Below are 22176 nucleotides of genomic sequence, written 5' to 3'. Positions count from 1 at the left end.
TTATTTGTTAATTTTACTTTGAGCTTTATTTGCTTTATCAATTATTTTTTTTGCCTCTTCTCTTGTAGAACATTTTTCTGCCTCAACATTTAAGTTTTTTAGTTTATTTAATTGCTTTGAAATTTTCATATAAGTTTAACTCAACAAATAGAAATTAACACATATTTAATGGAATAGCTAAAAATGCCGGTTTGCATTTAAGCCTTACTACCTAAAAATAAGATTGGAGGATGGAATTATCAGAACAATATAGAGGGTGTATTGGATTATCTTTGATTGTTTTCTTAATTAAAAGCGGTCCAATAGGATCATAAAAATTATTTTTCCTAATTAAGTTATATTGCATTATTTTTTTTGATATTTTTTTATTTCTATTTAAAAATTTACCTTTGTTACCCCAACCTAACCATAAATCACAATTTTTATTTTCAGACCAGTGTTTTAAGTTTTTATAAATATGATTATTGTTTAGATACCCCACAGGGTTTTTATGATTAAAAAGTTTTTCTGGTTTGCTTGAAATAAGAGCAAATAGATTGATTAATTTTACTTTGCCGTAATTATTTTTTTTCGAAATTTTGATTATCTTTTTTGTTGTATTGTCCAAGAAAACTTCATCCGATAATGAGGGATTTAAACCAATAAAGATAATCTCTTTTTTAGATTTAGAAATCTTATAACTTAAACTCCATCTATATAGTTTGTTAGCACTTATTAAACAATTTCTTTCTAGAAATAAATTTTTCAACCTAAACCTACACCTCTAGCCATGAGAGTGGCAAACAAAGGTATTGTTGCAAAGCCCACTAATTCGGTAGTAATGATTAGTCTGAACCTCTTAACTAGATTTTCAGATATTTCAGGTAATTTATTCTTACTTAATGGAATCGCCCATAAGATATAAGTTGTTGTTGGATATAAAGAAAGTAATCCCACCAGAATGTAAAGAGAAACTTTTATCCAAAAAACAGGATTACCTGTATAAAAATCACCGCCTTGACCAAAATACTTAACACGCAAAATCCCAGTAACCAATATTGCAACTCCTGCCAAGCCATAAACCACATCAGCAATTATCATTGAAATCGTCTCATTTCTATTAAGACCTACTTTGAGAGTCAATCTTTCAAATAAAAGAGAACCGAAACACAATATAATTCCTAAATAATGAACATATGCTACTAATGCACTTTTAGCAATTTCACCTGTTAATAAAGTTCCTAATAACATTTTCTAGTCAAAATTTATACAATACTAACCACCAAATAAAGAATTTGTTTAGAAAATAGATTGAACAATAAAAAGAAAGTAATTGATTCTAGGACTTTAAAAACCTTTTTTGACCATCTTCAAAAAAATCCCTTTTATTCCACACTTCGATTACATCTGGGAAATGTTTTTCCATACAATTATCACAAACCCCATGACTGAATCTAATATCACTAATTTTCGAAAGATATTTTTCTAAATGCATCCAATCTCCCTCCTTATTTTTCACTTCTCTGCAATATGAACATACAGATAAAATCCCTTCCTGTTTATGCAAATTAGATAAAGCATCTAGCAAATTTAATGACTTTTTTCTAAGCTCTAAAAATGAAACTATTTGCTTGGATAATAATTCCATAATATTAAATTGTTGTGTAGTTAGATTTCCTGGCTTTCTGTCTATTACACACAGAGTTCCAAGCTTATTACCATCACTATTTCTAAGGGGAAAACCTGCATAAAAACGAATCTTTGGATCTCCAGTTACCAATGGATTATTTATAAATCTTTCATCTTGGTAAGCATCATGAATAATTAATGGACTATTTTCTTTTATTGCATGTGTACAAAAAGACCAATCTCTTCTAGTTTCTGATATTTGAAGTCCAATTTTGGATTTAAACCATTGTTTATCTTTGTCTATCAAAGTCATTAAAGAAATAGGCACATTACAGGTTGTAGCAGCAATTTTTGTAATATCGTCATAACATGATTCTGGCTTGGTTCCCAAAATCCTATATTCTGCTAAAGCTTTTAATCTTCTTTGCTCTTCTTCTTTTTTTGATACAAGATTCTGCATTAATCTTCACCAATAATTAAAACTTTAAAATTAAAGTTTCTCCAAAAAACTTTTTCCGTTTAATACTTAATAAAAAAAGATAAACTTATTGAATTGTTACTTACTGATTTATTACTTATTAATTTATAAATGATTGATTTAACTTTGAGACTGCCATCCCAGCGATCCATCCACTTGTCCAACAATGTTGAAAATTAAATCCACCAGTAATCCCATCAACATCCAAAACTTCTCCAGAAAAAAATAACCCTGGACAAATTAAGCTCTCCATACTTTTAAAATTAACCTCATTAATTTTTACGCCCCCGGAAGTAACAAATTCCTCTCCAAATGGACCTTTGCCCGAAATTATATATTTATCCCTCATTAGAGTATTTATCATTTTCTCTCTTTCATCCGCCAGTAAATCAGCCCACTTTTTCTCTTTATTAATACCTATTTTCTTTAATATAAAAATCCATAATCTTTTTGTTAAAAGTGGAACAGGTCTACTGTTAATAAGATTCACCTTGCCTTTATTTAATCTTAAATAATTAATTTTATCTTTTAACTCCTCATAACTTAAAGAAGACCATTTAATGATTAAATTAAATTTATATTTTTGGCTATAAAGTTCCCTTGCTGCAATTGATGAAAGTTTTAATACTGCTGGCCCACTAAACCCCCAATGCGTTATTAGTAAATCGCCTCTATTTTGAAAATTCTTATTTTTTAAATTAATTTCTATATCAATGCCCTTTATCGATACCCCACTACATTCATCCAAATTTGGTTCTTTTGTAGAAAAAGTAAAAAGCGATGGTACAGGTTTAACAATGGTGTGTCCCAGATTTTGAGCTAATTTATATCCGCTTGGATTACCTCCAGTTGAAAGAATAATATTTTTTGCAGTTACCTTTGCTTTTTTAAGACTACAAATATTGAATATATTATCTGGATTTTTTGAAATTTCTTTTACAAAAAATTTTGTTAATATTTCTACGTTTTTTGATAAAGCACTTTTTCTCAAACAATCAATAACATCTGAAGAAGAATTAGACACTGGGAATACTCTTAGATCTTCCTCAATTTTTAATTTTAACCCTTTTTTCTCAAACCAATCGTATATATCTCCAGCAGCAAAACGATTAAATGATTCCAATAGCCGAATTCCACCTCTGGGGTAGTTCTCAATTAGTTCATTCGGTATCCATGTCGCATTAGTGACGTTACATCTTCCCCCTCCACTAATCCTTACTTTCTCCATAAGTTTTGAAGTTCCTTCAAGAATTATTATTCTTTTTACTCCATTTTCAGCAGCAGTTATTGCTGTCATAAAACCGGCTGCACCGCCTCCAACAACTGCTAAATCAAAAGGTTCCAAAAACTTATTATTTAATATGCTTCAATCTGATAATAGCAAGTAGTTATAAAGAAAAATTTGTCCAAAAAATATAAAAAATAAAAATAAAACTTTAAAACTACATAATAAATAGCTACGATTTGCTAATTTTTAAATTTCTAGAAAAATCAACACGGTCGTTATTTTTATGCTTTAAGTTAATTAAATGGGTTTGTTATTTTCTTACGTTAAATATTCTGAGGCCAGTTTTCCTATGACTGGGCAATATACTGCTCTTCTTTTAATAACTTCTGCTATTTGGGTTCTACTTTGGTTTGGATATAGACAAAATAAGATAAATGATGAGATCAAGAAAAAAGAAAAAGAAGAAAGAATTAATGCGAAAGTTCAAAGAAGAAAGAAGTTAGAGAGTTTGTACCCTACTAATAAAAAAACTGTTTAAGATAAACTATTTTAGAAAATATGAAAAAAAATAATTTTAAATCACTAATTCAGTACTTACCAGGGATTTTGATTCTTATTTATGTATTCTTTTTAGCATTTACTCAATTTATAAAATAAAATTTTTAAAAATTATTCGTTTTGATTGGAATCCTTTCTGCTTTTGGAGCTGCTACATCTTGGACATATGCGTGCTTTATTTGGCGCTCGCAAACTCAAAAATATAAATCAATAGATATTAATTTAATAAAAAATATAATAGCTTTTTTAATTTTTATACCTGCTTTTATCAATCTAAACTCTACAACTGAATTAAAAAACATATTTATTCTACTAATTAGTGGAATAATAGGTATAGGTTTAGGTGATACTTTCTATTTAAAATCACTGCAAACAATTGGCACAAGAAAAACGTTATCTATAGAAACTCTTTCTCCGTTAATGGCAGCTTTGTCAGGGGAATTTTTTATTAATGAAAATTTAACAACTAAATCATGGGTTGGAATAATTATAGTAACAATTTCGCTATTCATAATTCTAAGAAAAGATAACGATTTTAAAGAGGAAAACTCCTCTTTCTCAAAAAAAAATAACTTTAAGATTTTTGCTTTTCCTTTTTTATCAGTTTTATGTGCTGTTCTTGGAGGTCTTTTATCAAGGATGGCTTTCCTTCAAAGCAATTTATCTCCTTTCCTTACAACTGAAATAAGATTATTAGGAGCAATAATTTTTTTGATTAGTCTAAAAGGATTTAAGATTAATTTTTTCTTAAAAAACATAGACAAAAAACAACAAAAAAGATTTTTTATTTCAATACTTCTTGGAACAAATATAGGAATATTTCTACAACAAGTTGTGTTTAAAACCCTTCCCATAGGAGTAGGGTGGGCTTTATTAAGCATATCTCCAGTAATTTCCTTATTTTTTGCTAAGACTGAGGAAAGAGAAATTACCCAAAAAATAACATTTTTTACTTGTTTTTTATTTTTTGGCTTGACATTAATAATTCTTTAATCTCTGAGTTAATGTAAAAAATACTCATGTTAATAAAAATCAAATTAAATAAAATTACCCTATAAACACTCAAAAAAATGAAAACATTAAAGAAAAAAAGACTCGGTACATTAGAAGTTTATGTTATTTTTTTAAGTTGCATTTATGCAGGCTTTATAGGTTATAAATCACTATTAAATTTTTTATTTACTTGGAATTAATTAATTCTTTCTAGTGATTTAATCAATTTACCTCCATCTTGATCATCATCATCATTTGAAGCGAAAAATAAAAAAAATATTCCTAAAGAAGCTATAGATAGCGAAATTGACAATACAGAAAGCTCATCCATAAATTAGAAATTTTTTTTATGATAAACGAAAAAAAATAAAAGACAGTAAAGAAATACACATTCTCGAAAATAAATATTTCTTTTATTTGTAAAATGAAAAAACAAATCCGAACTATTTCGTGAAAGTTCTAATAACTTCCCCCTGTAGTGCAAGCGTAATAATTCAGTATGGAATAAAAAGTTGGCCTATTTGGGAATGTGAGCCAAGCAAATTTCAATGGAATTACGATGATAAAGAAATTTGCTTAATTATTGAAGGTCAAGCGAAAATAAGTACCCAAAACGGTGACATTTACGTGATTAAAGCTGGAGATCTAGTTGAGTTTCCTGCTGGACTTAACTGCGAATGGGAAGTAACCAAAAGTATTAAAAAACATTATCGATTAGGTAGCTAAATTTAAGAAAAAAGATTTTTTCTTCTTTACTGTTAAGTCAATGTAGATAAAATATGGTTAATAAATAATTTTCGAGAAGGAAACTAATATTATGCCTTTTACTGATGAGGAATATTTTGAGGTTATTGAAAAAAATGAAATAGTAAAAAAGGCCTTTGAAAATATTAAGCAAATTTGCATTGATTTACAAAAACAAACAAATTGTCCTGAAGAGGATCTAAAAGATTTTCTTGAATTTATTTCTAAACAATGGAATAAGTAATAATTAAAAATCCTTTTAAATACTTTATCTAAAATTTCAATTTAGTTTTCTGAGACAATAAGTTCTAATCTAATTCCTTTTTTGGTTTTGTATTGATACTAGAAGTTCCCTTAGCAGCAGAAACGAAGAAAAAGAAGCCTACGATTCCTGATATACCAAATATCGCAGCCAATGGATCAAAAGTGAAAGAAAACATAGAATTTATAAAATCAAGATAAATAATAGTTTTTGAATCAAAATTGTACAATTATTGTTAAGTATAAAAAATAACAATCGTGCGATTCATTATGTCATTATTAGTTTCACAGTAGGTTCAAAAAAATTATTATTCAAATTGATTTTAAGAATAAAATATCAACACATATCAAAGATCTATTCGTGCAAAAGAGAAAAGTTTTAAAAAAATATTTATAGAAATATTGAATAAAGCACTACCCAGAGGATCCACATTTGTTATTTCTTTAGATTATTATCTATGAATGACAGAATTTTACTCAGTTTCTTCCTCAGTAAGTCCTTTTACAGCTTTATTATGGTGTCTTTATCCAGTAACTGTACTTGTAATTATTGAATTACTTCTGGGGGGTGGGTTTGACGATGACAATAATGATGATCAAGATGGTGGAATGCTAATACCTGCTTACTCTAGATCAGACATTTGAATTTTTTGAATTTTTTAAATTAAAGTCTCATAAATAATTTAATTAAATTGGCCAACAATATTGATTCAACTCATATTTCTCTAATTACCCTTACCATCCTTATGATTTCCTTTCTAATCTGGCTCGTCTTAAGAACCCTTAAGGAAGGTAGAAAAGCTTTAACAGAAATAAATAAGGATAGATCTTTAAATAGAAAAAACATTTAAAAATGTAGAATTTGATTAGTTTTATAAAACTTTTAGATTTATAAGTTTAACTAACTAAATAGATATATTCCAAAAATTTAAAAATTTTTCCTTCTCAAAGTTTGTGAAAGCATAAAAAACTTAAATAAATACTAGAATTTATTTGATTGCTCAGTCAAAAAATTACCAATCTGTTGAAATCCCATTTTTATGAAAGGCCCTCTTTGTTATTACTTTAATAAATAAAAATGCATCTAAATTCTTTACTTTATATTTTTTCTATATCTTTATTCATTTATATAATGGCGCTGTTTTGGAGAGACTTGCCAAATCAAAAAAAGTAAATAAATAATTAATATTAAATTTATTGCTTATCAAAATAAATTGAGTTATTAATTTAATATTGGACTTAATTTTTTTATATAAATGCTGAAAGAATCTTCAAATAACAATAATAAAAATATATTCTCAGAAACTACAAGTATTGAAAAAGAAAAGATGATTTGCAAAGACGGCTTCTGTTCATTACCAAATCGAGATGAGCGCCAAAAACAAGATTCAAATGATATGAATTTATTTGATCCTATTTAGTAAATAAAAAACATTTTGAGAAATTGAAGATTAAATTGATAGTATTAAATTCTTTGAATTTTTAATATATGCTTAATAACTTTTTTAATGCATATAAAGAGTTTTGGATTAAAGCTACAGAATTCAAAGGATTCACATCTCAATCGGACTGGTGGTTAGTTCAATTAGCGAATCTTATAATTTCTTTACTGACTATCCCAATATTTTTAAAAACGTTTGGTTTCAATGCTTATGGATTAGTTTGTGTCATTCCTCAAATAGCTATTGATATAAGAAGAATCAGAGACTTTGGAAAAGATTGGAAATGGATCTTTATTAATTTAATACCTATCTTCGGATGGATCTTATGGTTCATCTGGCTAGGCTTTGGTAAGACTGGTAATGGGAAAAATAAACTTATATAGAAATTAACTCCTCATTTTTTTCTTTGTTTAAAATCTACAAATGTTACCTTATTTCTTAACTCTATTTGTTTTTCAAGAATTCTAAACACATGCATCTCGCATTCGGTTAATTTAAGAAACTGATCGAGTGTATCTTTATCTTCTTCATCAAAATTCTCGAAAACTTCTGAAATAGCAGTACTATTTCTAGAAATAAAATCTTCTGCTACATCTTGTGGATTCTTGCCTGATTCGAAATCCTGAAAAGCTTCATAAGAATTAAGTTCTCTTGTTAACCATTTAAACCATGGTTCATTTTTATTATGTTTTTTACTTATGATTTTCTTCATGAAAAATTTTTTATTAGTTTTATCATTATTAGTTATTCATTCTTTGACAGCTGTACAAATACTTATTTTTAAAAAAATTTAATTAAAAATCAACTTTATTTATTTTTTACAAAATAACTAGCATAATTCCCATAAAGCTTATTAAAGAATAAGTATTTATTACTCATTTTTTTGTTTATGAGATAGCTAGAATTTATTTTTAGTAAATTACATTGTCAATTCCATTTTACGACTTTCCTTCATCTCCAATTTTAATAATTGGTGCTCTTGGCATTACAGTAGCGATAGCAGTTTTTTTTATCTCTTACCAAAAATATTTCAATTCTCCTTTCAACAAAGAGCTGGCAGAAAAGAAAAAAGCCTTAATTAAGGAGCGAAAAGAATTAAAAGAAAGATTAGAAAAAATAGAACAAGATTTAAAAAATTTATAAAAATTTACTCTTAATAGAAATGAGTTAATGATCTCGAATTCAAGACCTTAATTTTTTAAACAGGAATTTTGGTCTATAAGGAATTATGGATAAAGATCATCTTATTGAGTTAATTTCTAATAGTCTTCTTCACGAGAGTAAAAATTCTGACTCTTACAAGAATCATAGTGACTTTAAAAATTACTTAGAAAGATTAAATCTAGATCAATTGAGAACTATGTCTAAAGAATTTATTCTTTAGTAGAATTTTAAAATTTTTTATTGTTTATTAAATAATCAATACTTTTTAAAAATTGTTAATATCAAAAAAATAACAGAACTATGCTTAAAGTAAATAGAGGTGATTTTTTAATAAAGCCATTTTTAAAAAGAAATAATATTAGAGCTTCTTATCAAATTATTTCTACCATCTTCCCAATAATTTCTATTTGGTTAATCATCTACCACATAATAAATCAACCATTTACATTGTTTTTTAAAGGATTTCTATTGATACCTTTTATAGTTCTCCTAACACTATTGTCTTCTAGAACATTCTCATTAATGCATGATTGTGGTCATAATTCTCTTTTTACAAAACGGAAATTAAACCGCTTATTTGGATTTTTACTTGGCTTGGTTAATGGTATTCCTCAGAAGTCATGGTCAATTGATCATGCATTTCATCATAGAAATAATGGAAATTGGGAAATTTACAAAGGGCCTATAGATGTTTTAAGTATTGAAGATTATGAATCCCTTACAAAAAGAGAGCAAATATTTTATAAAGCAAGTCGAAACTGGATGATGCTTTTCCCTGGTGGTTTTTTTTACTTAGTTTTAAAACCTAGATTAGGACTGGCCATTATTATTTTTAATTTCAGTAAAGATATATTAGAGGAGACTTTTATCAAAATAAAAAATAGAGAAATATCTCAACTTCTAGCTATTAATTCAAGAGTCAAACCACCTTTTTCTGATTATGGAGATAATTTCAGTGAATTATGTGAATTAATAATCAATAATATAGTAGTAATAATAGGATGGATTTTTATGTGTAAATGGTTGGGGTTTGTTTTTTTCGTTTCATTCTATTCCATTGTATTAACCTTATCAGCAGCAATTTTAATATGTGTTTTTTTCGTACAACATAACTATGAGAATACATATGCTAAAAATACAAAAAATTGGGATCTTATTGATGGAGCGATTTTAGGTAGTAGCAATTTAGATATACCTAATTGGCTAAATTGGTTTTTAGCAGACATATCCTTCCATAGTATCCATCATCTCTCTGAGAGAATACCAAATTACAACTTGAGAGCCTGTCATAAAGCAAATATTCATTTGCTCCAACAATCAAAGTTCTTAAAATTAAGCGATTTTTCAAACTGCTTCAAATATATTATTTGGGATAATAAAAATGAAAAATTAATTCCTATAAATTAATACCTAATTCAACCTTCTTCTCAATTTTCTTTTTAGAGGAATACTGCTATATGCATGAGTACCAATAGCTGGAGGCAAGTCATTCTTTAAAGGATGCATAAAAGCATTTGCCATACTCTCTAACATTTTCGAAAGCCAATTAATTACTGATTTCATTTGAAAATCTAAAGGTGTACTTTTTTATCTTCTAACTAAATTACTGAAAAGTAAATCAGTCTTTATGCTGATTTTTTTGGAAGATTACCTTATAAAAGGTATTAAATAGTCAAAATTATTTTTTCCTTTTGTGTTTTAAAAGAAGGATTTTACTATCTTTTTTTAAGGCAAACTAGCTGCAAAATAAATGTAGTAAATAATACTTATTTTTTCTAATTAACTTAATAAATTAAATTATTTAACATAATTTCGTGCTATATCTCTATTCCAAATAAATTTAACAATATTATGAATGATTCATTTGTTTCTACAAATCAGAATACAGAAATAGATTCTATTAATTCGTATTTCGAGTGTATTACTGAATGCAGTATTGTGGATGGTCATCAAGAATGTATTACTCGTTGTTTAGAAGTTCATTTAAAGGGAGGTGATCAAAATGAATAAAAAAAATTCACCTCAAAGGAAAACAACTTTAAAATGGAACTCGAATGGAGAGCTTTCCGAAATTGATATGTTAAGAATTTTAGAAAAGATATCATCGCAAAATCTTAATCAATGTGAATTAACATGCGATTATGATACAAATTAAGATATGTTTTTCAATATATTTCTAATACTGCCGATAAAAAATAAGCTTATGGGATTTTTGTAGGATTTTAATTAATAAGATTTCAATCAAGAATTAGAACATTTTCATAAAAATATAGTTTGATTCTAAAAATTAATTTTTAGAACTCCTACCTTTTTTTAAGAATGTTTTACTAATTTCTTTTTTTGTTAGTTGAATCGGTTTTACTAATCCTAAATCACCATGAGTTGGACAATAATAAGTCATAAGCATCCAATTTTTTTCTTGATCCATAACCAATCACTATTTAAATAATAATTAAGTAAATAGGATGAATTTTGAAAAAATTGCTTTTTTTTAAGCTTTTTTTCTTTTTTACTTAATAATTTATAAAAATTTTAATCTATTCACACAAAATAGATATAAATACGCATGACTTTAAAAAAAAATCCTGCTATCAATTAATAAATTCAAAATTATTCATGTCTCTAGAATCTATATTGATGGTAGTTGCTCCAATCTGCCTTTTCGCAGTAGGAGTTATTGTTTTACCTATCCTAGTAAAGCCACGTAAACAATCTGGTTTACCTAAGAGGTATATACGCGATCTTTAAATTAATTAAGCTTTAAATAAGAGCAAAGACAATCAGCATAAAAAAGAAATAAAAAATTAATAAGATTGCAAAAAAAATAATAAAATAATAAATGTTTGGCAAAGATTTTTTTATTTGAAGATGAAATTTAAATCTTAAAAACTTTATCGAAAAAAAATTTATAAATTCTTTTCATTATGAGATCCTGTGATGGATAATAGAGCATATAAATTCACTTTTATTTAACAAAATTATCAACCAACAAAAATTTGAGTAATATAAAATTTTCTGGTCTTAAAGGCCAAGCGCTTGTAATAAAGGATAAAGATATTCCAAGCATAAAAGAATTTCAGGATGTTATCCCAGATAACTACTTTAGGTGCAATACCAAAACTTCTTTGAGGTATCTTTTACAATCAGTTTTCATTCAATCATTAGTAGTTGCAATAGGGTTATCTATTCCATTTACCCCAAAAATGATCCCAATTTGGATAATTTACGCATTAATATCAGGTACCACTGCAATGGGATTCTGGGTAATTGCCCATGAATGTGGGCATGGAGCATTCTCTAAAAACAAAAAATTGGAATCTGTAACTGGTTATTTACTACATTCATTACTTCTGGTGCCTTATTTTTCTTGGCAACGTTCTCATGCAGTTCATCATCGATTCACAAATAACATAACTAATGGAGAAACTCACGTCCCTTTAGTCATTAAAGGGAACGGAGTTACAGAAAAAGTTGGCGGAGAAAAAGAATTACATTTTTCAAATACCTTAGGTAAGAAAAAATATGGAATTCTTCAACTTGTTTTACATCTAATATTTGGCTGGCCTGCTTATTTACTTACTGGAAGTACAGGAGGTGTTAAATATGGCACTTCAAATCATTTTTGGCCAATTAAACCATTTTCTAAAGCATTATGGCCATCAGTATGGGCCAAGAAAGTTTGGATATCAGATATTGGCGTAGGTTTGACATTAGTGGGCATTATTTATTTAGTTTTCAAGTATGGATTGTTTCCAGTAATTGCTCTGTATTTTGGCCCTTTATTAGTGATTAATTGTTGGTTAGTAGTTTATACATGGCTTCATCATACAGATTCAGATGTACCTCATCTTTCAAATACGGAATTTTCCTTCATGAGAGGAGCATTTCTATCGATTGACAGGCCTTACGGTAGAGTCCTTAATTTTCTTCACCATAATATAGGTTCTAGCCATGTCGTTCATCATGTATGTCCAACAATACCTCATTATCACGCAAAAAAGGCAACTGTCTTAATTAAAAAAGCCTTTAAAAAAGCATATCTTTTTAATCCTGATCCAATACACAAAGCTTTATGGAATATTGCCTGCAATTGCGTTGCTGTTGAGTCAGACATCAAGAGAGGAAGATATATATGGCAATCTTCATACAAAAATGGTGGATTAAAAACACAATAAGCATTGATTCTTTATCACTTTAATTTACGCAAATCTGAAAAAAATATAAAAGAATTAGCAATAACAAATTTTTCATCTTAGAAAATACTTACAAATTTAGTAATTCTATGAGTGGCGACAATTTACATGGTAAACAGCCTATTAAATTTTATTCGGAAAAAATAACACTTACAAAAGTTGAATTATTAGAAAGACAGTTGAGTTTAGGTGAAAAAATTTCAGATTTAGATCAAAAGCATAAAGAATGGAGCAAAAAACTATCAGGTTGATCATCTAATAAGATTAATTTACAAACTTATTGATACTTGTATTTGCCTTATCAAGAAACTTTTCTGTAAATTATTGAAAAATTATTTGCAGGCATTTCAATAATATCCTCTTGAGAAAAACCATTTTTCCTACTCTCATCACAAACTTCCTCAAGATTTTTAATACCCCATAGATCATTTTGCATTTTTAATGAATTATCGAAAAAATAATTACTTTCACTTGTATACTTATTACAAATTTTAAATGGCCCATACAAAATCAAAAATTGTCCCTTATTCAGTAGTTTTCCTGACTCTCTAAAGAGTGCTACAGTACAAGACCACTCTGCTACATGAATCATATTTATAGAGACTATTCCTTGCAAAGAATTAGCTAATATCAATGGAATTTTCCAAGGAATTTTTTCTACATCAATATCAAGAGGCTGGGGCATTTTCTTAGATAGGTCTTCATACTCAATCCAAGAACTTATACTTTTTCTATGCACTAACTCTGGGTCACTTGTTTGCCAAATTATTTCAGGAAATCGTTTCTGAAAAAACACTCCATGTTCACCACTGCCACTCCCGATTTCCAATACTGAACCTTTTTTTATAATTCGGGATAGTACATCACCAATACAGTCTCTATTTCTTAGAGTTGCCGAAAAAAAAAGTCTATTTTCCAAAATTAAAAAATTGGCGCTTCAGTAAAAATAATAATTTATAAATCCTTAATTATTTAACCTTTCTCAATTTAGGAGTCTTGAAAAACATTACTTTAAGGCTAAAAAATAATATTGAAATTGTAAGAGCAGGCAAGATATAAAGTATTAAATCAGAATTCACTACAGAAGGAATCCTGCCAAAAATTAAATGCATGTAGTAGGTCGCGAATGACATAAATTCATATATATTTATCTAATTTATTAATAGCAATTATTTGAATTCTAAAAACGTCTTTTAGTCAAAAACTAAAATTTCAAAAAAAAAAAAAAAAGAGTCAGCCTGTATCCCTACTAGCTGACTCTATTAACATATTAATTTAAATTACCTCTAAATGAGGATATAACTCTAAAAAAAACAAGGTGAAAAGCTTATATTTTTTTTTAAAATTTAAAAAATCACAATAAAAGTAATAATACCTATAAGATATATTTCGACACATATATGTAGCAATATTTTGAATTTTTTCTGAAAAAGCGATGAATAATCCCTAATTTTCTTTACATTATTAAATATTTATGTTATATTTGTTAACAAATTACATAAACAAAATGACTCCAGAAGCAGAACGTTTTAATGGATTGGCAGCAATGTTAGGTTTCGTTGCAGCAGTTGGCGCATATGTCACAACAGGCCAGATTATTCCAGGTTGGTTCTAATGAAAAAAAACGAACCAAAAATAGTTGAAAAAGAAAAAATCGTTGCTGAAAAGCTTAACGGCAGATTCGCAATGTTGGGTTTTGTTGCTCTAGTTGGAGCATATTTAACTACAGGTCAAATCATTCCAGGTTTTATCTAATTTAATTTTTTTTCATAAAAAGTCTAATTTAAAATTAAATTAGGCTATTTTTTTATGCATTTTTTGTATTTTGATAATTTTTATTGTCGAAAAACACTAAACCTGAGATAGGTAAATGATAATATTTACTAACTTTTTGAGAATAAAACATTAATTTGATTATTCTTCTTCTTTAAAACCTAAATTTACTTGTTAAATAATGTTATCTTTATCGAAATAATTCAAGAATTTAATGAGAGTAAAGCTTGAACCGGAGACAGCATTCATTGGAAAAAAGTTTGCCTACATATTTCTAGGAATAATATTTAGCCTAAATGCAATAACTTTTATTTGGTTTTTCTTATTTTCAAATTTAAAATAAAAAACTAAATTTTTTTCTAAATAGCAAAATAATTTAGCTTAAAAAAAGAGTTTATAAAAAAAGTTATTTGGGTACTAAAAAATTCCTGGAATGATCTGTCCTGTTGTGACATAGGCACCTAATAATGCAACGAAACCAACCATAGCCCATCTACCATTTACTTTTTCTGCATTTTGAGGATATCCATCGTAAGACACAGTTTCATCAATATAAGGCCTAGTTTCTGATGGGAACATATTCTGTCTTCCACCTGATTCTGTAGTAACTCCAGATTTTGTCATTAAAAATATAATAATTGTTAATTAAAGTAACATAAATATTAACTTATGTAAACTAAATTCTCCAATTATTTACCTTTGAGCATTCATGTTATGAGTCAATATGTGACATTTATGTTTAAAAATTTAACAATTCTCATTTTTAAAAATCACATTTTTTTATTATAAAATTCGAAACAATTTTAAAAAATAAGCATTTATACTCACGGTAAGTATTTTTACTTAGTAAGATGATTAAAGCATTTAGGAAGTGCTTAGCTGGTTAAGTCAGAAAATCTGAATTAACTAGGTCGTCATGAGCTTGCCTGTGGGATACTTGCAGGCTCTTTCAATTTTAAAAGCAAGCAAATATACAAAGCATACAGATAATTATTTGAACTATTGAATGAAATCTTGAATATAACTAAAAGATGTCAAGGATTTATTTATTTGCTAAATAGATATTAGACTGAACAAAATGTATGTCTTTAGATTTTATTTTAATACCATCTTGTATTTTGATTATCCTTTTTCTATTAAATCGAGAAAATATGATCTACAAAAAAAATCAAAAGGTTAAATAATATCGTTATTCTCTAAAAGTTTAATAATTAAGATCTAGAAATCGTACAGCATATTTTTTTTCTAAAAATAATAAATTTTTAAAAACTACTTTAATGTCATAAAATTTCAAAAACTTAGAGAATTTAGGAGAGAAACTGTACAAACTTTTTTTTTGAAATAAATTTGTCCCAATATAGTTTTGCATTATTAATTTGATTTAGTTTTTGTTGGCAGTGTATGCAATTGCATTCGTATACGAAAGTTTTATTTTTCATTCCTAACCCCTTTCTTTTTAAGAAACCAAATTATTTGTTTTACTGCAAGTAAAAAACTATTTTTTTGAACATTGGTAAATTAAAATTATCTTTTAGTAGAAATTTTATTTTGGTTTATACAACATTCATATTTTATAATGCGGGAAAAGACAGTACAAATTAAATAAATTTCTTTTGAAACTTTCAAATCAACTAGTAATTAAAAAAGCTTTAAATAAAATCATTGCTCCTTGGTATTCAATACCTTTAATAGATAGGTGGTTATTAGGTCAAATAATCCCGCCTATGATATTTGCAATTTCTGCATTTACTGTTATTTCATTATCTGTTGGGGTAATGTTTGATCTCATAAGAAAAATTGTTGAATTTGGTTTACCTCTATTTTTAGCTTTAAAAGTTCTTTTTTTTAGTTTGCCTAGCTTTTTAGTTTTGTCATTCCCAATGGCAGTTTTGCTTTCTACATTATTAGCCTATGGGAAATTATCAAGCAATTCAGAATTGTTAGCTTTGAAATCTTTGGGGATAAAAACCTCAAGAATTATTTCTCCAGCCATTGCTCTTTCAATATTTATGACTGGGTTAACTTTTTACTTTAATGATAATTTAGTCCCTGCAAGTAATAAATTAGCCGAAGCAACATTAAGAGGAGGAATGGGAGGTTCTTTCAGCCTAGAAAAAGGTAAAAGTAATATTATGTTTTCAAGATATGGCTCTAGGATAAATTCCTCAACACAAAAAACAACGAAAAGAAATAATTACCTTACGCATATATTCTATGCTTCACGATATGAAAAAAACTTAATGAAAAAAGTTACTTTATTAGATTTTTCTAGACAAGATTTTCAACAAATCTTAAAGGCAAAAACAGGTAGATTTGATAAAAAAAACTCTTCTTGGATATTTTCCGAAGGCAGTATTTTATCTATTGATCCAAGCGGGCAAACTACAAATATTCAATTTAAAGAATATACATATCCTTTTGTAGAAGGTCCTTTGGAATTAGCAAAAGTCCCTAAAGATGCAAATGAAATGTCTCTGAAGCAGGCTTTAAAAGCAGAAACTATATACAGAAAAACTGGAAACATCAAAGAGATAAGAAGAATTCAAGTTCGTATTCAAGAAAAATTCACCCTACCTTGTGCATGTTTAGTATTTGGTTTAATAGGTAGCAGTTTAGGATCTAAATCTAATTTAAGATCATCTAAAAGTCAGGGATTTGGATTGAGCGTTATTCTTATACTAATTTACTATGTAATGTCATTTGTATTCAGTTCATTTGGAGTGAAAGGTTTAATAAATCCAATCTTTGCTGCTTGGTTACCTGTCTTAATTTCATTAGCAGGTGGAATTTATTTATTAAGAAAATCAAGTTCTTTTTAAGACTCTAAGAAAATTAATATGCAATTAATATGCATATGTATTTTTTCAGGTATAAGATTCTTGGATCTCTATGTCCCATCTATTTTTTGGTAACCATACCAATCAGGATAATTGTTTTCTTCAATAAAATTATTATTTGGAGTTAATTCTATTTGCCAATTACCTATCTTTTTTATAAGTTCACAATCATCACAACTTAATAAAATTTCCAGAGAAGCAATATCATCTTTATGCTTCTTTTTACAGCCAATAAGCCATTTAGATTTAGCTATATTTTTTGCCTCTAATTTAGTTGAAGCTGCAACCAATCCAAACTCATGTTTTTCTTGCATAGAAGTTGGATTGTAGCCTCCAATATTGACAAACCATAAATGTTTTTTGGACTTATTTTTTTTTACTAATTGCTTTGCATCTATTTTATAACTCTCAAAATTTATCAAATTAATCTTATAGCCATCTATATATTTTATTTTTTTATAGCTATCAATATGCAAACCTTTTGGAGATCCAAACCAATTCTTTCTTAAAGCATCATATGTATCTTCAATTTTAGATCCAACGACCCATCTAACATCATGTAGTTCAATATTTGCTTTCTTGGCTCTTCCCCCAAGCACTACCAAATAAAGAAAAATATTTTCTAATTCTTTCACTTTTATTTAATGAAGTTTATTAGTGAGAAATTAATTTAGATTATCAAGATTTATCTTGCAGATTATTTTTATTGATTGTTAGATTGACTTAATTTAACCAACTTTTTTTCTTTGCTTTAACTTTTGGCGAAGTCTGAATCTTAGGCTCTTCGTCTACTCTCCCTTTAATAATCATTAAGGGAACTATTGCCCATAGAGCTAAAAATAATATCCAGAATAGGTAAATGTTCATAGTATTAAAATTAATAAGAACATAATAAAATTAATTAAATATCATTCGCGAGTTTCTTTTTAAAGTTCTGATTTATGATGTATAGTGAGTAATTAATTTTTTGTTAAATATAAATAAACTGTCTATTAAATTTTATATAAAAATGAGAATTACTCAATATCTTTAAAAAGTAAAAAGTAGAAATTTTTATCAGGCAATTAAATAATCGCACTCAACAAAACCACTGCTTTACTTGAGGATGTGAAGAGTGCTTTTTTATAATGACACGATAAAATTTTTTTCGTGAATATTTTAAATTAAACTAATTTTTCTCTAAAATTGATTTAGCAATTTTAAAGATGATTGAAAAAATGTGATTTATGTCATCAGCAAGATAAAATTCACTACAGAGTAAAATCGATAATCCATAAAGACTGGATTTTTTGTTGTAAAGAATGTTGGAATGATGTTTCTAAACAAAATTTTTATACTTACGGTGGAACAAGAAAGTTAAAATAATAAATTTTACTTCAAACTAATATGAAAAAACAATTAAACAACTATTAGAAAAAAGATTTTAATTTTCTAAAAAAAATCATTAATTTCTTTTTTTATAGATTTATATTCTAAATTAATTCCTTTTATAAATTCATCTACTTCTTTTTTAGTATTCTTATATTCATTTATTTTTTGTTTGGTTTTCTCATAGAAAATTGATTCAAATTTTCCTGGACTTACCTCCTCTATCCAATATCCTGCTAAACAATAAATTTTGTTTGGAATAAAAGTAATAATGAATAATTTTTTGGAATTTTTATATTGATCAATTATCTTATTAGCTAAAGTGCCTTTAGTTTTTTTAGTACCAAATAGAGCAATATCTTTTGCTAAAAGTATAAAATTCTTTGATAGATTCTTATTTTTTTCTACTGTATTTCTAGAAATTATTTTTTCTAAAGAATAACAATAATCCAAAAAATTAGTATTTTCTTTTTTTGAAGGATATATAGTTATGAGGGAACTTAAAAGTAAAAAAGAAGTTAAAAGAAATTTTTTAATCATTTATATGATAATTAGATTTATTATTTCATAAATATAAAAAGACAATTCATGAATTTATATTAATTACCTTTATAAGATTCAAATTTATTAAAAAGATTTCTTTTAATTTAGCTAAACCTCTTTGAGAAAACTTTAAAAGTATTTCGGACTAATTAAGTATTTATCAAACGCATAAAATTTTTTTCTTATAGTTAGTTTATGAAAAATTCTTTTTTGAAAAATAAAAGTATCAAATCTTTTTTAGATTTTTTTTCAAGAGTATCAATTTCAACAATATTTATCTCAGGCATACTAGGCAAATTAAATGATTTTGAAAGAACAGTTGAATATATTTCTTCAACAGGCATCCCTGAAGCAATTTCATCGTCTTCTAGTAGGAGCAATTATATGTCTTATATTAGGTTCTGGATTTTTTATATTTGGAGAAAACCAAAAAATCGGTTCAATCTTTTTATTACTATTTCTCATTCCAACAAAAATAATTTTTCATGTATTCCCTTTCGATCAAAGAGCAGTATTTATTAATCTCGGATTGATAGTTGGATTAATTATTGCTGCAATAAGAGAACCAAAATAAATAACTTAGTTAAAGAAACTTAGATATTCCCCCTCTCTCTTAATTCTGGGAAGCAATTCGCAATATGAATTAATTCATAAACCTCTTTGCTATCATATTTTTTATTAGGAATTCCACTTCCTACCTCTAAACCTTTCTCTTTCATCTTCTTTAATATCAATTCTTTTCTTTGCGAACTTGACATAGACTTAAAACTTTTAATTCGTTCATTTTTATTCATTAGATCTTAATTTAGTTAAGCTTTGTTATTAATGTTATATCAATTAGCGATTCATTAAATAGGTAAGAAATCCAGTAAAAGTAAGTAATTTAAATCCAATAAAGAATGGCAAATATTTTTTGACTTTTTTGCTAACTGGCGATAATTTATTTAATGAATTGATCATGATTTACCTTCAAAATATGATTATTTAAATATCCTAACGAATTTTTATTAAAATTAATCCATTTCGATTTGAGATATATCTTTATGGGGTTAGCACAGTTAATAGCTATTTTTATGATGCTAATACTGATATGTAGTTCTTTTGTTGGTTAAATTTATTTTCAAAAAATAAATACATCAAATAAAGAATACCCAATAACTATTTCTTTTTTTTAAAAAAGTTGCCTCTTCTTATCTAAGTAATTTGATTTTCAGGTAAAAATAAAAACTTTAGACAAACTAACTCCTATATCTAAAGCTAATAAAGCAATAAGTAACTTACTCATTTTTTAGAACTCTCGACTATTTTTTTGTAAAGTTCTTCAGAAATAGGTTGCATAACTTTTTCAAAAATCTAATTATAAATTAGTTATTTTAAAAATAATTTCTCGTTACTAAATATACGAATATATGAATTTTTAAATAGGCAAAAAATATCTTCACAATAAGTTTTTCTTATAACGTATTAATTATTACTGAGTTCAAAAACTTCAATAAACTTCCTAACTTTTTTAAAAAAAGAATTAGAAATCCTATTTCAAGTAAATAGATCCTCTATAAGTAAGCTTTATAACCTTTTCTTCTTGTTTTCTACAATATACGAATGACTTTCCATTGAAATACATGTTTACCATGATGCAGCTCCTGAATTTGCTCAAGTCCCCGTCCTATGGCTTGAGTCGTACTGCGGTCTATCAGATGGTAGATCGGACGATTTTGTAGTATTCACTACAACCTATTTATAAAGTATTTATACTTAAATGTCAACAACTAATAGAAACTAAATTTCAATTTAAAATTAGATTCTGCTCCCAGAAATTCCCTTAAGAGAATATAGAACATATAACTACGAGTAACTCCCATAAAAACTGAAACAAATGCTAGAACTACACAAATAGGGCAATGTGGGAATCCCATTATTTATTTTCCAATAAAAATTTTAATTCAGCCTCTGCATTGATAATGTCGATTCTTCTCTTAAGTAGTTTAAAAAATTTAATTATTTTTTTCAAAATTAAACCTTCTCTAGGCATCAATAATAATATTATTCTAAGAATGAATATATCAATGAGCAAAAATACTGAATCCATTGATATAACTAAAGTTTTGTATATTTGTTATACAATAAACAACACCAAAATATGCTCAGATAATCTTGATAAATAAACCAATAAAGGCTTCATTTAGAATCAGATAAAATAGTTTGTTATCTAGTTATCTTGTAGTGTTATTTTTCTTTTGCAAAAAAATAGATCGGGCTAAAGTCCAATACCCTACGAGGATTTAGTCCGCTCCCTAAAGCCTTAGATTGCAAATTTTTCTTAATTAATATGCAACTATGCTTTATAAGATAAATATATTGATTGCTTGATAAATTTAATTTGTATATTGCTATTACTAAAATTATGAGTTTATTTAAATAAGTTACTAAATCCTCGTGGAGAAAGCTTTAGTAAATTTCTTTTACTTGTTACTAATAAGATCAGCCGAATCTCATTATGGAGAATCATTTGTATCTGTAGAAGTTTCATCTAATTCAATCAAAAGTTTTTCTTGATCTTAGAAAGTTTTTTATACTTAAATTCATGGCTTTCTGAACATTTAATAACTAATTTAAATTAGATTGGTTAATTATCTCTATTGCAAATAAAGATAAGATTGTTAATCTTGCACTTAAAGAAGAAACTTAATTTCTTAAACTGATGCAATTTGATCATTTAAATTTCAACGAAGATGATGGCCTCATGTCAATAGAAGATTTAAAAGCTTTACGTCTTCAAAAAAAGAAATTTGAAAATGATAAGAAAGCTAGGAAATATATCCTGGATATAAATCAAAGATATAGAAAAATGAGTGCCCGCAAAAGTAATAGTTTTTTAAAGAATATGAACCCTTTTAAAAAGGCCGTATAAATTGTTAATCTTGATTTTGTGAATTTGTTTAACTTTGCAACTTTCAGAGTAAGATTTTAATGGTGTTTCTTTGGA

The 22176-nt window shown here is 26.9% G+C and carries 35 protein-coding genes; 19 read left to right on the top strand and 16 right to left on the bottom strand.

Annotated elements, in window-relative coordinates; translation table 11 throughout:
* The 5 genes from EV02_RS09850 to EV02_RS01380 form a co-directional block, all read right to left on the bottom strand.
* The gene (locus EV02_RS09850) at positions 1–129 is read right to left on the bottom strand and encodes a hypothetical protein (RefSeq protein ID WP_275040700.1); all 129 of its coding nucleotides are present in this window, start codon (positions 127–129) and stop codon (positions 1–3) included.
* Positions 130–211: 82 nt separating this feature from the next.
* Positions 212–748 (bottom strand): DUF1643 domain-containing protein, encoded by a 537-nt coding sequence (locus EV02_RS01365; RefSeq protein WP_032520200.1) that lies wholly within the window; start codon positions 746–748, stop codon positions 212–214.
* Positions 745–1230 (bottom strand): DUF2214 family protein, encoded by a 486-nt coding sequence (locus EV02_RS01370; RefSeq protein WP_011863482.1) that lies wholly within the window; start codon positions 1228–1230, stop codon positions 745–747. The genes EV02_RS01365 and EV02_RS01370 overlap by 4 nt, the downstream gene beginning before the upstream one ends.
* An 88-nt stretch (positions 1231–1318) precedes the next feature.
* On the bottom strand, positions 1319–2068 hold the full coding sequence (locus EV02_RS01375; protein ID WP_032520199.1) for a GAF domain-containing protein: 750 nt from the start codon (positions 2066–2068) through the stop codon (positions 1319–1321).
* A gap of 118 nt (positions 2069–2186) precedes the next feature.
* A complete protein-coding gene (locus EV02_RS01380; protein WP_032520198.1) occupies positions 2187–3431 on the bottom strand; it encodes an NAD(P)/FAD-dependent oxidoreductase in 1245 nt (414 codons plus the stop codon).
* A gap of 184 nt (positions 3432–3615) precedes the next feature.
* On the opposite strand from EV02_RS01380, the gene EV02_RS0108900 reads away from it, so the two are divergent.
* Entirely contained in the window at positions 3616–3852 is a 237-nt protein-coding gene (locus tag EV02_RS0108900; protein WP_032520197.1) for a hypothetical protein, read from the top strand.
* Positions 3853–3992: 140 nt separating this feature from the next.
* A complete protein-coding gene (locus tag EV02_RS01385) occupies positions 3993–4865 on the top strand; it encodes an EamA family transporter (protein WP_032520196.1) in 873 nt (290 codons plus the stop codon).
* Between the two features lie 196 nt (positions 4866–5061).
* Here the strand turns inward: EV02_RS01385 and EV02_RS09845 are convergent, their stop codons facing one another.
* Positions 5062–5196, bottom strand: coding sequence for a hypothetical protein (locus EV02_RS09845; protein ID WP_012008254.1), 135 nt, complete (start codon positions 5194–5196; stop codon positions 5062–5064).
* 119 nt (positions 5197–5315) lie between these two features.
* On the opposite strand from EV02_RS09845, the gene EV02_RS01390 reads away from it, so the two are divergent.
* Both EV02_RS01390 and EV02_RS09630 read left to right on the top strand, forming a co-directional pair.
* Entirely contained in the window at positions 5316–5591 is a 276-nt protein-coding gene (locus EV02_RS01390) for a cupin domain-containing protein (RefSeq protein ID WP_025923478.1), read from the top strand.
* Positions 5592–5682: 91 nt separating this feature from the next.
* Positions 5683–5853, top strand: a complete 171-nt coding sequence (locus tag EV02_RS09630; RefSeq protein ID WP_193742645.1) for a hypothetical protein — start codon at positions 5683–5685, stop codon at positions 5851–5853.
* A 64-nt stretch (positions 5854–5917) separates the two neighbouring features.
* On the opposite strand, the gene EV02_RS09840 is transcribed toward EV02_RS09630, so the two are convergent.
* Positions 5918–6049, bottom strand: coding sequence for a hypothetical protein (locus EV02_RS09840; RefSeq protein WP_257008698.1), 132 nt, complete (start codon positions 6047–6049; stop codon positions 5918–5920).
* 283 nt (positions 6050–6332) lie between these two features.
* On the opposite strand from EV02_RS09840, the gene EV02_RS01395 reads away from it, so the two are divergent.
* The 3 genes from EV02_RS01395 to EV02_RS01400 all read left to right on the top strand — a co-directional run bounded on the left by EV02_RS01395 (position 6333) and on the right by EV02_RS01400 (position 7695).
* Complete coding sequence (locus tag EV02_RS01395) at positions 6333–6515, top strand: hypothetical protein (RefSeq protein ID WP_032520195.1); 183 nt, start codon at positions 6333–6335, stop codon at positions 6513–6515.
* A gap of 611 nt (positions 6516–7126) precedes the next feature.
* Positions 7127–7291, top strand: a complete 165-nt coding sequence (locus EV02_RS09625; protein WP_193742644.1) for a hypothetical protein — start codon at positions 7127–7129, stop codon at positions 7289–7291.
* Positions 7292–7359: 68 nt separating this feature from the next.
* Entirely contained in the window at positions 7360–7695 is a 336-nt protein-coding gene (locus EV02_RS01400) for a DUF805 domain-containing protein (RefSeq protein WP_032520194.1), read from the top strand.
* 11 nt (positions 7696–7706) lie between these two features.
* On the opposite strand, the gene EV02_RS01405 is transcribed toward EV02_RS01400, so the two are convergent.
* Complete coding sequence (locus EV02_RS01405; protein WP_032520193.1) at positions 7707–8024, bottom strand: hypothetical protein; 318 nt, start codon at positions 8022–8024, stop codon at positions 7707–7709.
* A gap of 212 nt (positions 8025–8236) precedes the next feature.
* Between EV02_RS01405 and EV02_RS01410 the strand changes: the two genes are divergently transcribed.
* From EV02_RS01410 to EV02_RS01415, 3 genes are all read left to right on the top strand, one after another.
* Positions 8237–8455 carry a M protein gene (locus EV02_RS01410; protein WP_032520192.1) on the top strand — a complete coding sequence of 73 codons (219 nt, stop codon included), beginning with the start codon at positions 8237–8239 and terminating at the stop codon, positions 8453–8455.
* 85 nt (positions 8456–8540) lie between these two features.
* On the top strand, positions 8541–8696 hold the full coding sequence (locus EV02_RS09620; RefSeq protein WP_193742643.1) for a hypothetical protein: 156 nt from the start codon (positions 8541–8543) through the stop codon (positions 8694–8696).
* A gap of 80 nt (positions 8697–8776) precedes the next feature.
* Positions 8777–9883 carry a fatty acid desaturase gene (locus tag EV02_RS01415; RefSeq protein WP_032520191.1) on the top strand — a complete coding sequence of 369 codons (1107 nt, stop codon included), beginning with the start codon at positions 8777–8779 and terminating at the stop codon, positions 9881–9883.
* Positions 9884–9886: 3 nt separating this feature from the next.
* Here the strand turns inward: EV02_RS01415 and EV02_RS09615 are convergent, their stop codons facing one another.
* The gene (locus EV02_RS09615) at positions 9887–10039 is read right to left on the bottom strand and encodes a hypothetical protein (RefSeq protein WP_193742642.1); all 153 of its coding nucleotides are present in this window, start codon (positions 10037–10039) and stop codon (positions 9887–9889) included.
* Between the two features lie 288 nt (positions 10040–10327).
* Between EV02_RS09615 and EV02_RS09610 the strand changes: the two genes are divergently transcribed.
* Entirely contained in the window at positions 10328–10486 is a 159-nt protein-coding gene (locus tag EV02_RS09610) for a hypothetical protein (RefSeq protein ID WP_179852248.1), read from the top strand.
* A 277-nt stretch (positions 10487–10763) separates the two neighbouring features.
* Here EV02_RS09610 and EV02_RS09605 read toward each other — a convergent pair whose 3' ends face one another.
* Complete coding sequence (locus EV02_RS09605; protein ID WP_193742641.1) at positions 10764–10904, bottom strand: hypothetical protein; 141 nt, start codon at positions 10902–10904, stop codon at positions 10764–10766.
* A 188-nt stretch (positions 10905–11092) separates the two neighbouring features.
* On the opposite strand from EV02_RS09605, the gene EV02_RS09835 reads away from it, so the two are divergent.
* From EV02_RS09835 to EV02_RS09600, 3 genes are all read left to right on the top strand, one after another.
* On the top strand, positions 11093–11224 hold the full coding sequence (locus tag EV02_RS09835; protein WP_275040699.1) for a hypothetical protein: 132 nt from the start codon (positions 11093–11095) through the stop codon (positions 11222–11224).
* Between the two features lie 248 nt (positions 11225–11472).
* Complete coding sequence (locus EV02_RS01420) at positions 11473–12651, top strand: fatty acid desaturase (protein WP_032520190.1); 1179 nt, start codon at positions 11473–11475, stop codon at positions 12649–12651.
* Positions 12652–12758: 107 nt separating this feature from the next.
* A complete protein-coding gene (locus EV02_RS09600; protein WP_187149184.1) occupies positions 12759–12920 on the top strand; it encodes a hypothetical protein in 162 nt (53 codons plus the stop codon).
* 50 nt (positions 12921–12970) lie between these two features.
* Here the strand turns inward: EV02_RS09600 and EV02_RS01425 are convergent, their stop codons facing one another.
* Positions 12971–13588 carry a DUF938 domain-containing protein gene (locus tag EV02_RS01425; RefSeq protein ID WP_032520189.1) on the bottom strand — a complete coding sequence of 206 codons (618 nt, stop codon included), beginning with the start codon at positions 13586–13588 and terminating at the stop codon, positions 12971–12973.
* Positions 13589–14176: 588 nt separating this feature from the next.
* Here EV02_RS01425 and EV02_RS0108890 point away from each other — a divergent pair.
* Both EV02_RS0108890 and EV02_RS01430 read left to right on the top strand, forming a co-directional pair.
* Complete coding sequence (locus EV02_RS0108890) at positions 14177–14284, top strand: high light inducible protein (RefSeq protein WP_032520188.1); 108 nt, start codon at positions 14177–14179, stop codon at positions 14282–14284.
* Positions 14284–14424 carry a high light inducible protein gene (locus EV02_RS01430; protein ID WP_025924835.1) on the top strand — a complete coding sequence of 47 codons (141 nt, stop codon included), beginning with the start codon at positions 14284–14286 and terminating at the stop codon, positions 14422–14424. The genes EV02_RS0108890 and EV02_RS01430 overlap by 1 nt, the downstream gene beginning before the upstream one ends.
* Positions 14425–14859: 435 nt before the next feature.
* On the opposite strand, the gene EV02_RS01435 is transcribed toward EV02_RS01430, so the two are convergent.
* On the bottom strand, positions 14860–15066 hold the full coding sequence (locus tag EV02_RS01435) for a high light inducible protein (RefSeq protein ID WP_025900842.1): 207 nt from the start codon (positions 15064–15066) through the stop codon (positions 14860–14862).
* 989 nt (positions 15067–16055) lie between these two features.
* Between EV02_RS01435 and EV02_RS01440 the strand changes: the two genes are divergently transcribed.
* Positions 16056–17261: an LptF/LptG family permease gene (locus tag EV02_RS01440; protein WP_032520187.1), complete on the top strand. Its 1206-nt coding sequence runs from the start codon at positions 16056–16058 to the stop codon at positions 17259–17261.
* Between the two features lie 68 nt (positions 17262–17329).
* Here EV02_RS01440 and EV02_RS01445 read toward each other — a convergent pair whose 3' ends face one another.
* From EV02_RS01445 to EV02_RS01450, 3 genes are all read right to left on the bottom strand, one after another.
* Positions 17330–17914, bottom strand: coding sequence for a DUF1543 domain-containing protein (locus tag EV02_RS01445; RefSeq protein WP_032520186.1), 585 nt, complete (start codon positions 17912–17914; stop codon positions 17330–17332).
* Positions 17915–18002: 88 nt separating this feature from the next.
* Positions 18003–18146, bottom strand: a complete 144-nt coding sequence (locus EV02_RS09595; protein WP_193742640.1) for a hypothetical protein — start codon at positions 18144–18146, stop codon at positions 18003–18005.
* A 564-nt stretch (positions 18147–18710) separates the two neighbouring features.
* On the bottom strand, positions 18711–19187 hold the full coding sequence (locus EV02_RS01450; RefSeq protein ID WP_032520185.1) for a hypothetical protein: 477 nt from the start codon (positions 19185–19187) through the stop codon (positions 18711–18713).
* A 304-nt stretch (positions 19188–19491) separates the two neighbouring features.
* Between EV02_RS01450 and EV02_RS0108885 the strand changes: the two genes are divergently transcribed.
* The gene (locus EV02_RS0108885) at positions 19492–19764 is read left to right on the top strand and encodes a hypothetical protein (RefSeq protein WP_241433718.1); all 273 of its coding nucleotides are present in this window, start codon (positions 19492–19494) and stop codon (positions 19762–19764) included.
* Between the two features lie 19 nt (positions 19765–19783).
* Here EV02_RS0108885 and EV02_RS0108880 read toward each other — a convergent pair whose 3' ends face one another.
* Positions 19784–19984 (bottom strand): hypothetical protein, encoded by a 201-nt coding sequence (locus tag EV02_RS0108880; RefSeq protein WP_032520184.1) that lies wholly within the window; start codon positions 19982–19984, stop codon positions 19784–19786.
* Between the two features lie 1907 nt (positions 19985–21891).
* Here EV02_RS0108880 and EV02_RS01455 point away from each other — a divergent pair.
* On the top strand, positions 21892–22101 hold the full coding sequence (locus EV02_RS01455; RefSeq protein ID WP_032520183.1) for a hypothetical protein: 210 nt from the start codon (positions 21892–21894) through the stop codon (positions 22099–22101).
* Positions 22102–22176: the final 75 nt, after the last annotated feature.

The sequence above is a fragment of the Prochlorococcus marinus str. SB genome (assembly GCF_000760115.1).
Classification (GTDB): Bacteria; Cyanobacteriota; Cyanobacteriia; order PCC-6307; family Cyanobiaceae; genus Prochlorococcus_A; species Prochlorococcus_A marinus_D.
The sequence above is the reverse complement of the archived record's forward strand: the minus strand, read 5'-3'. Positions and strand labels throughout refer to the sequence as shown.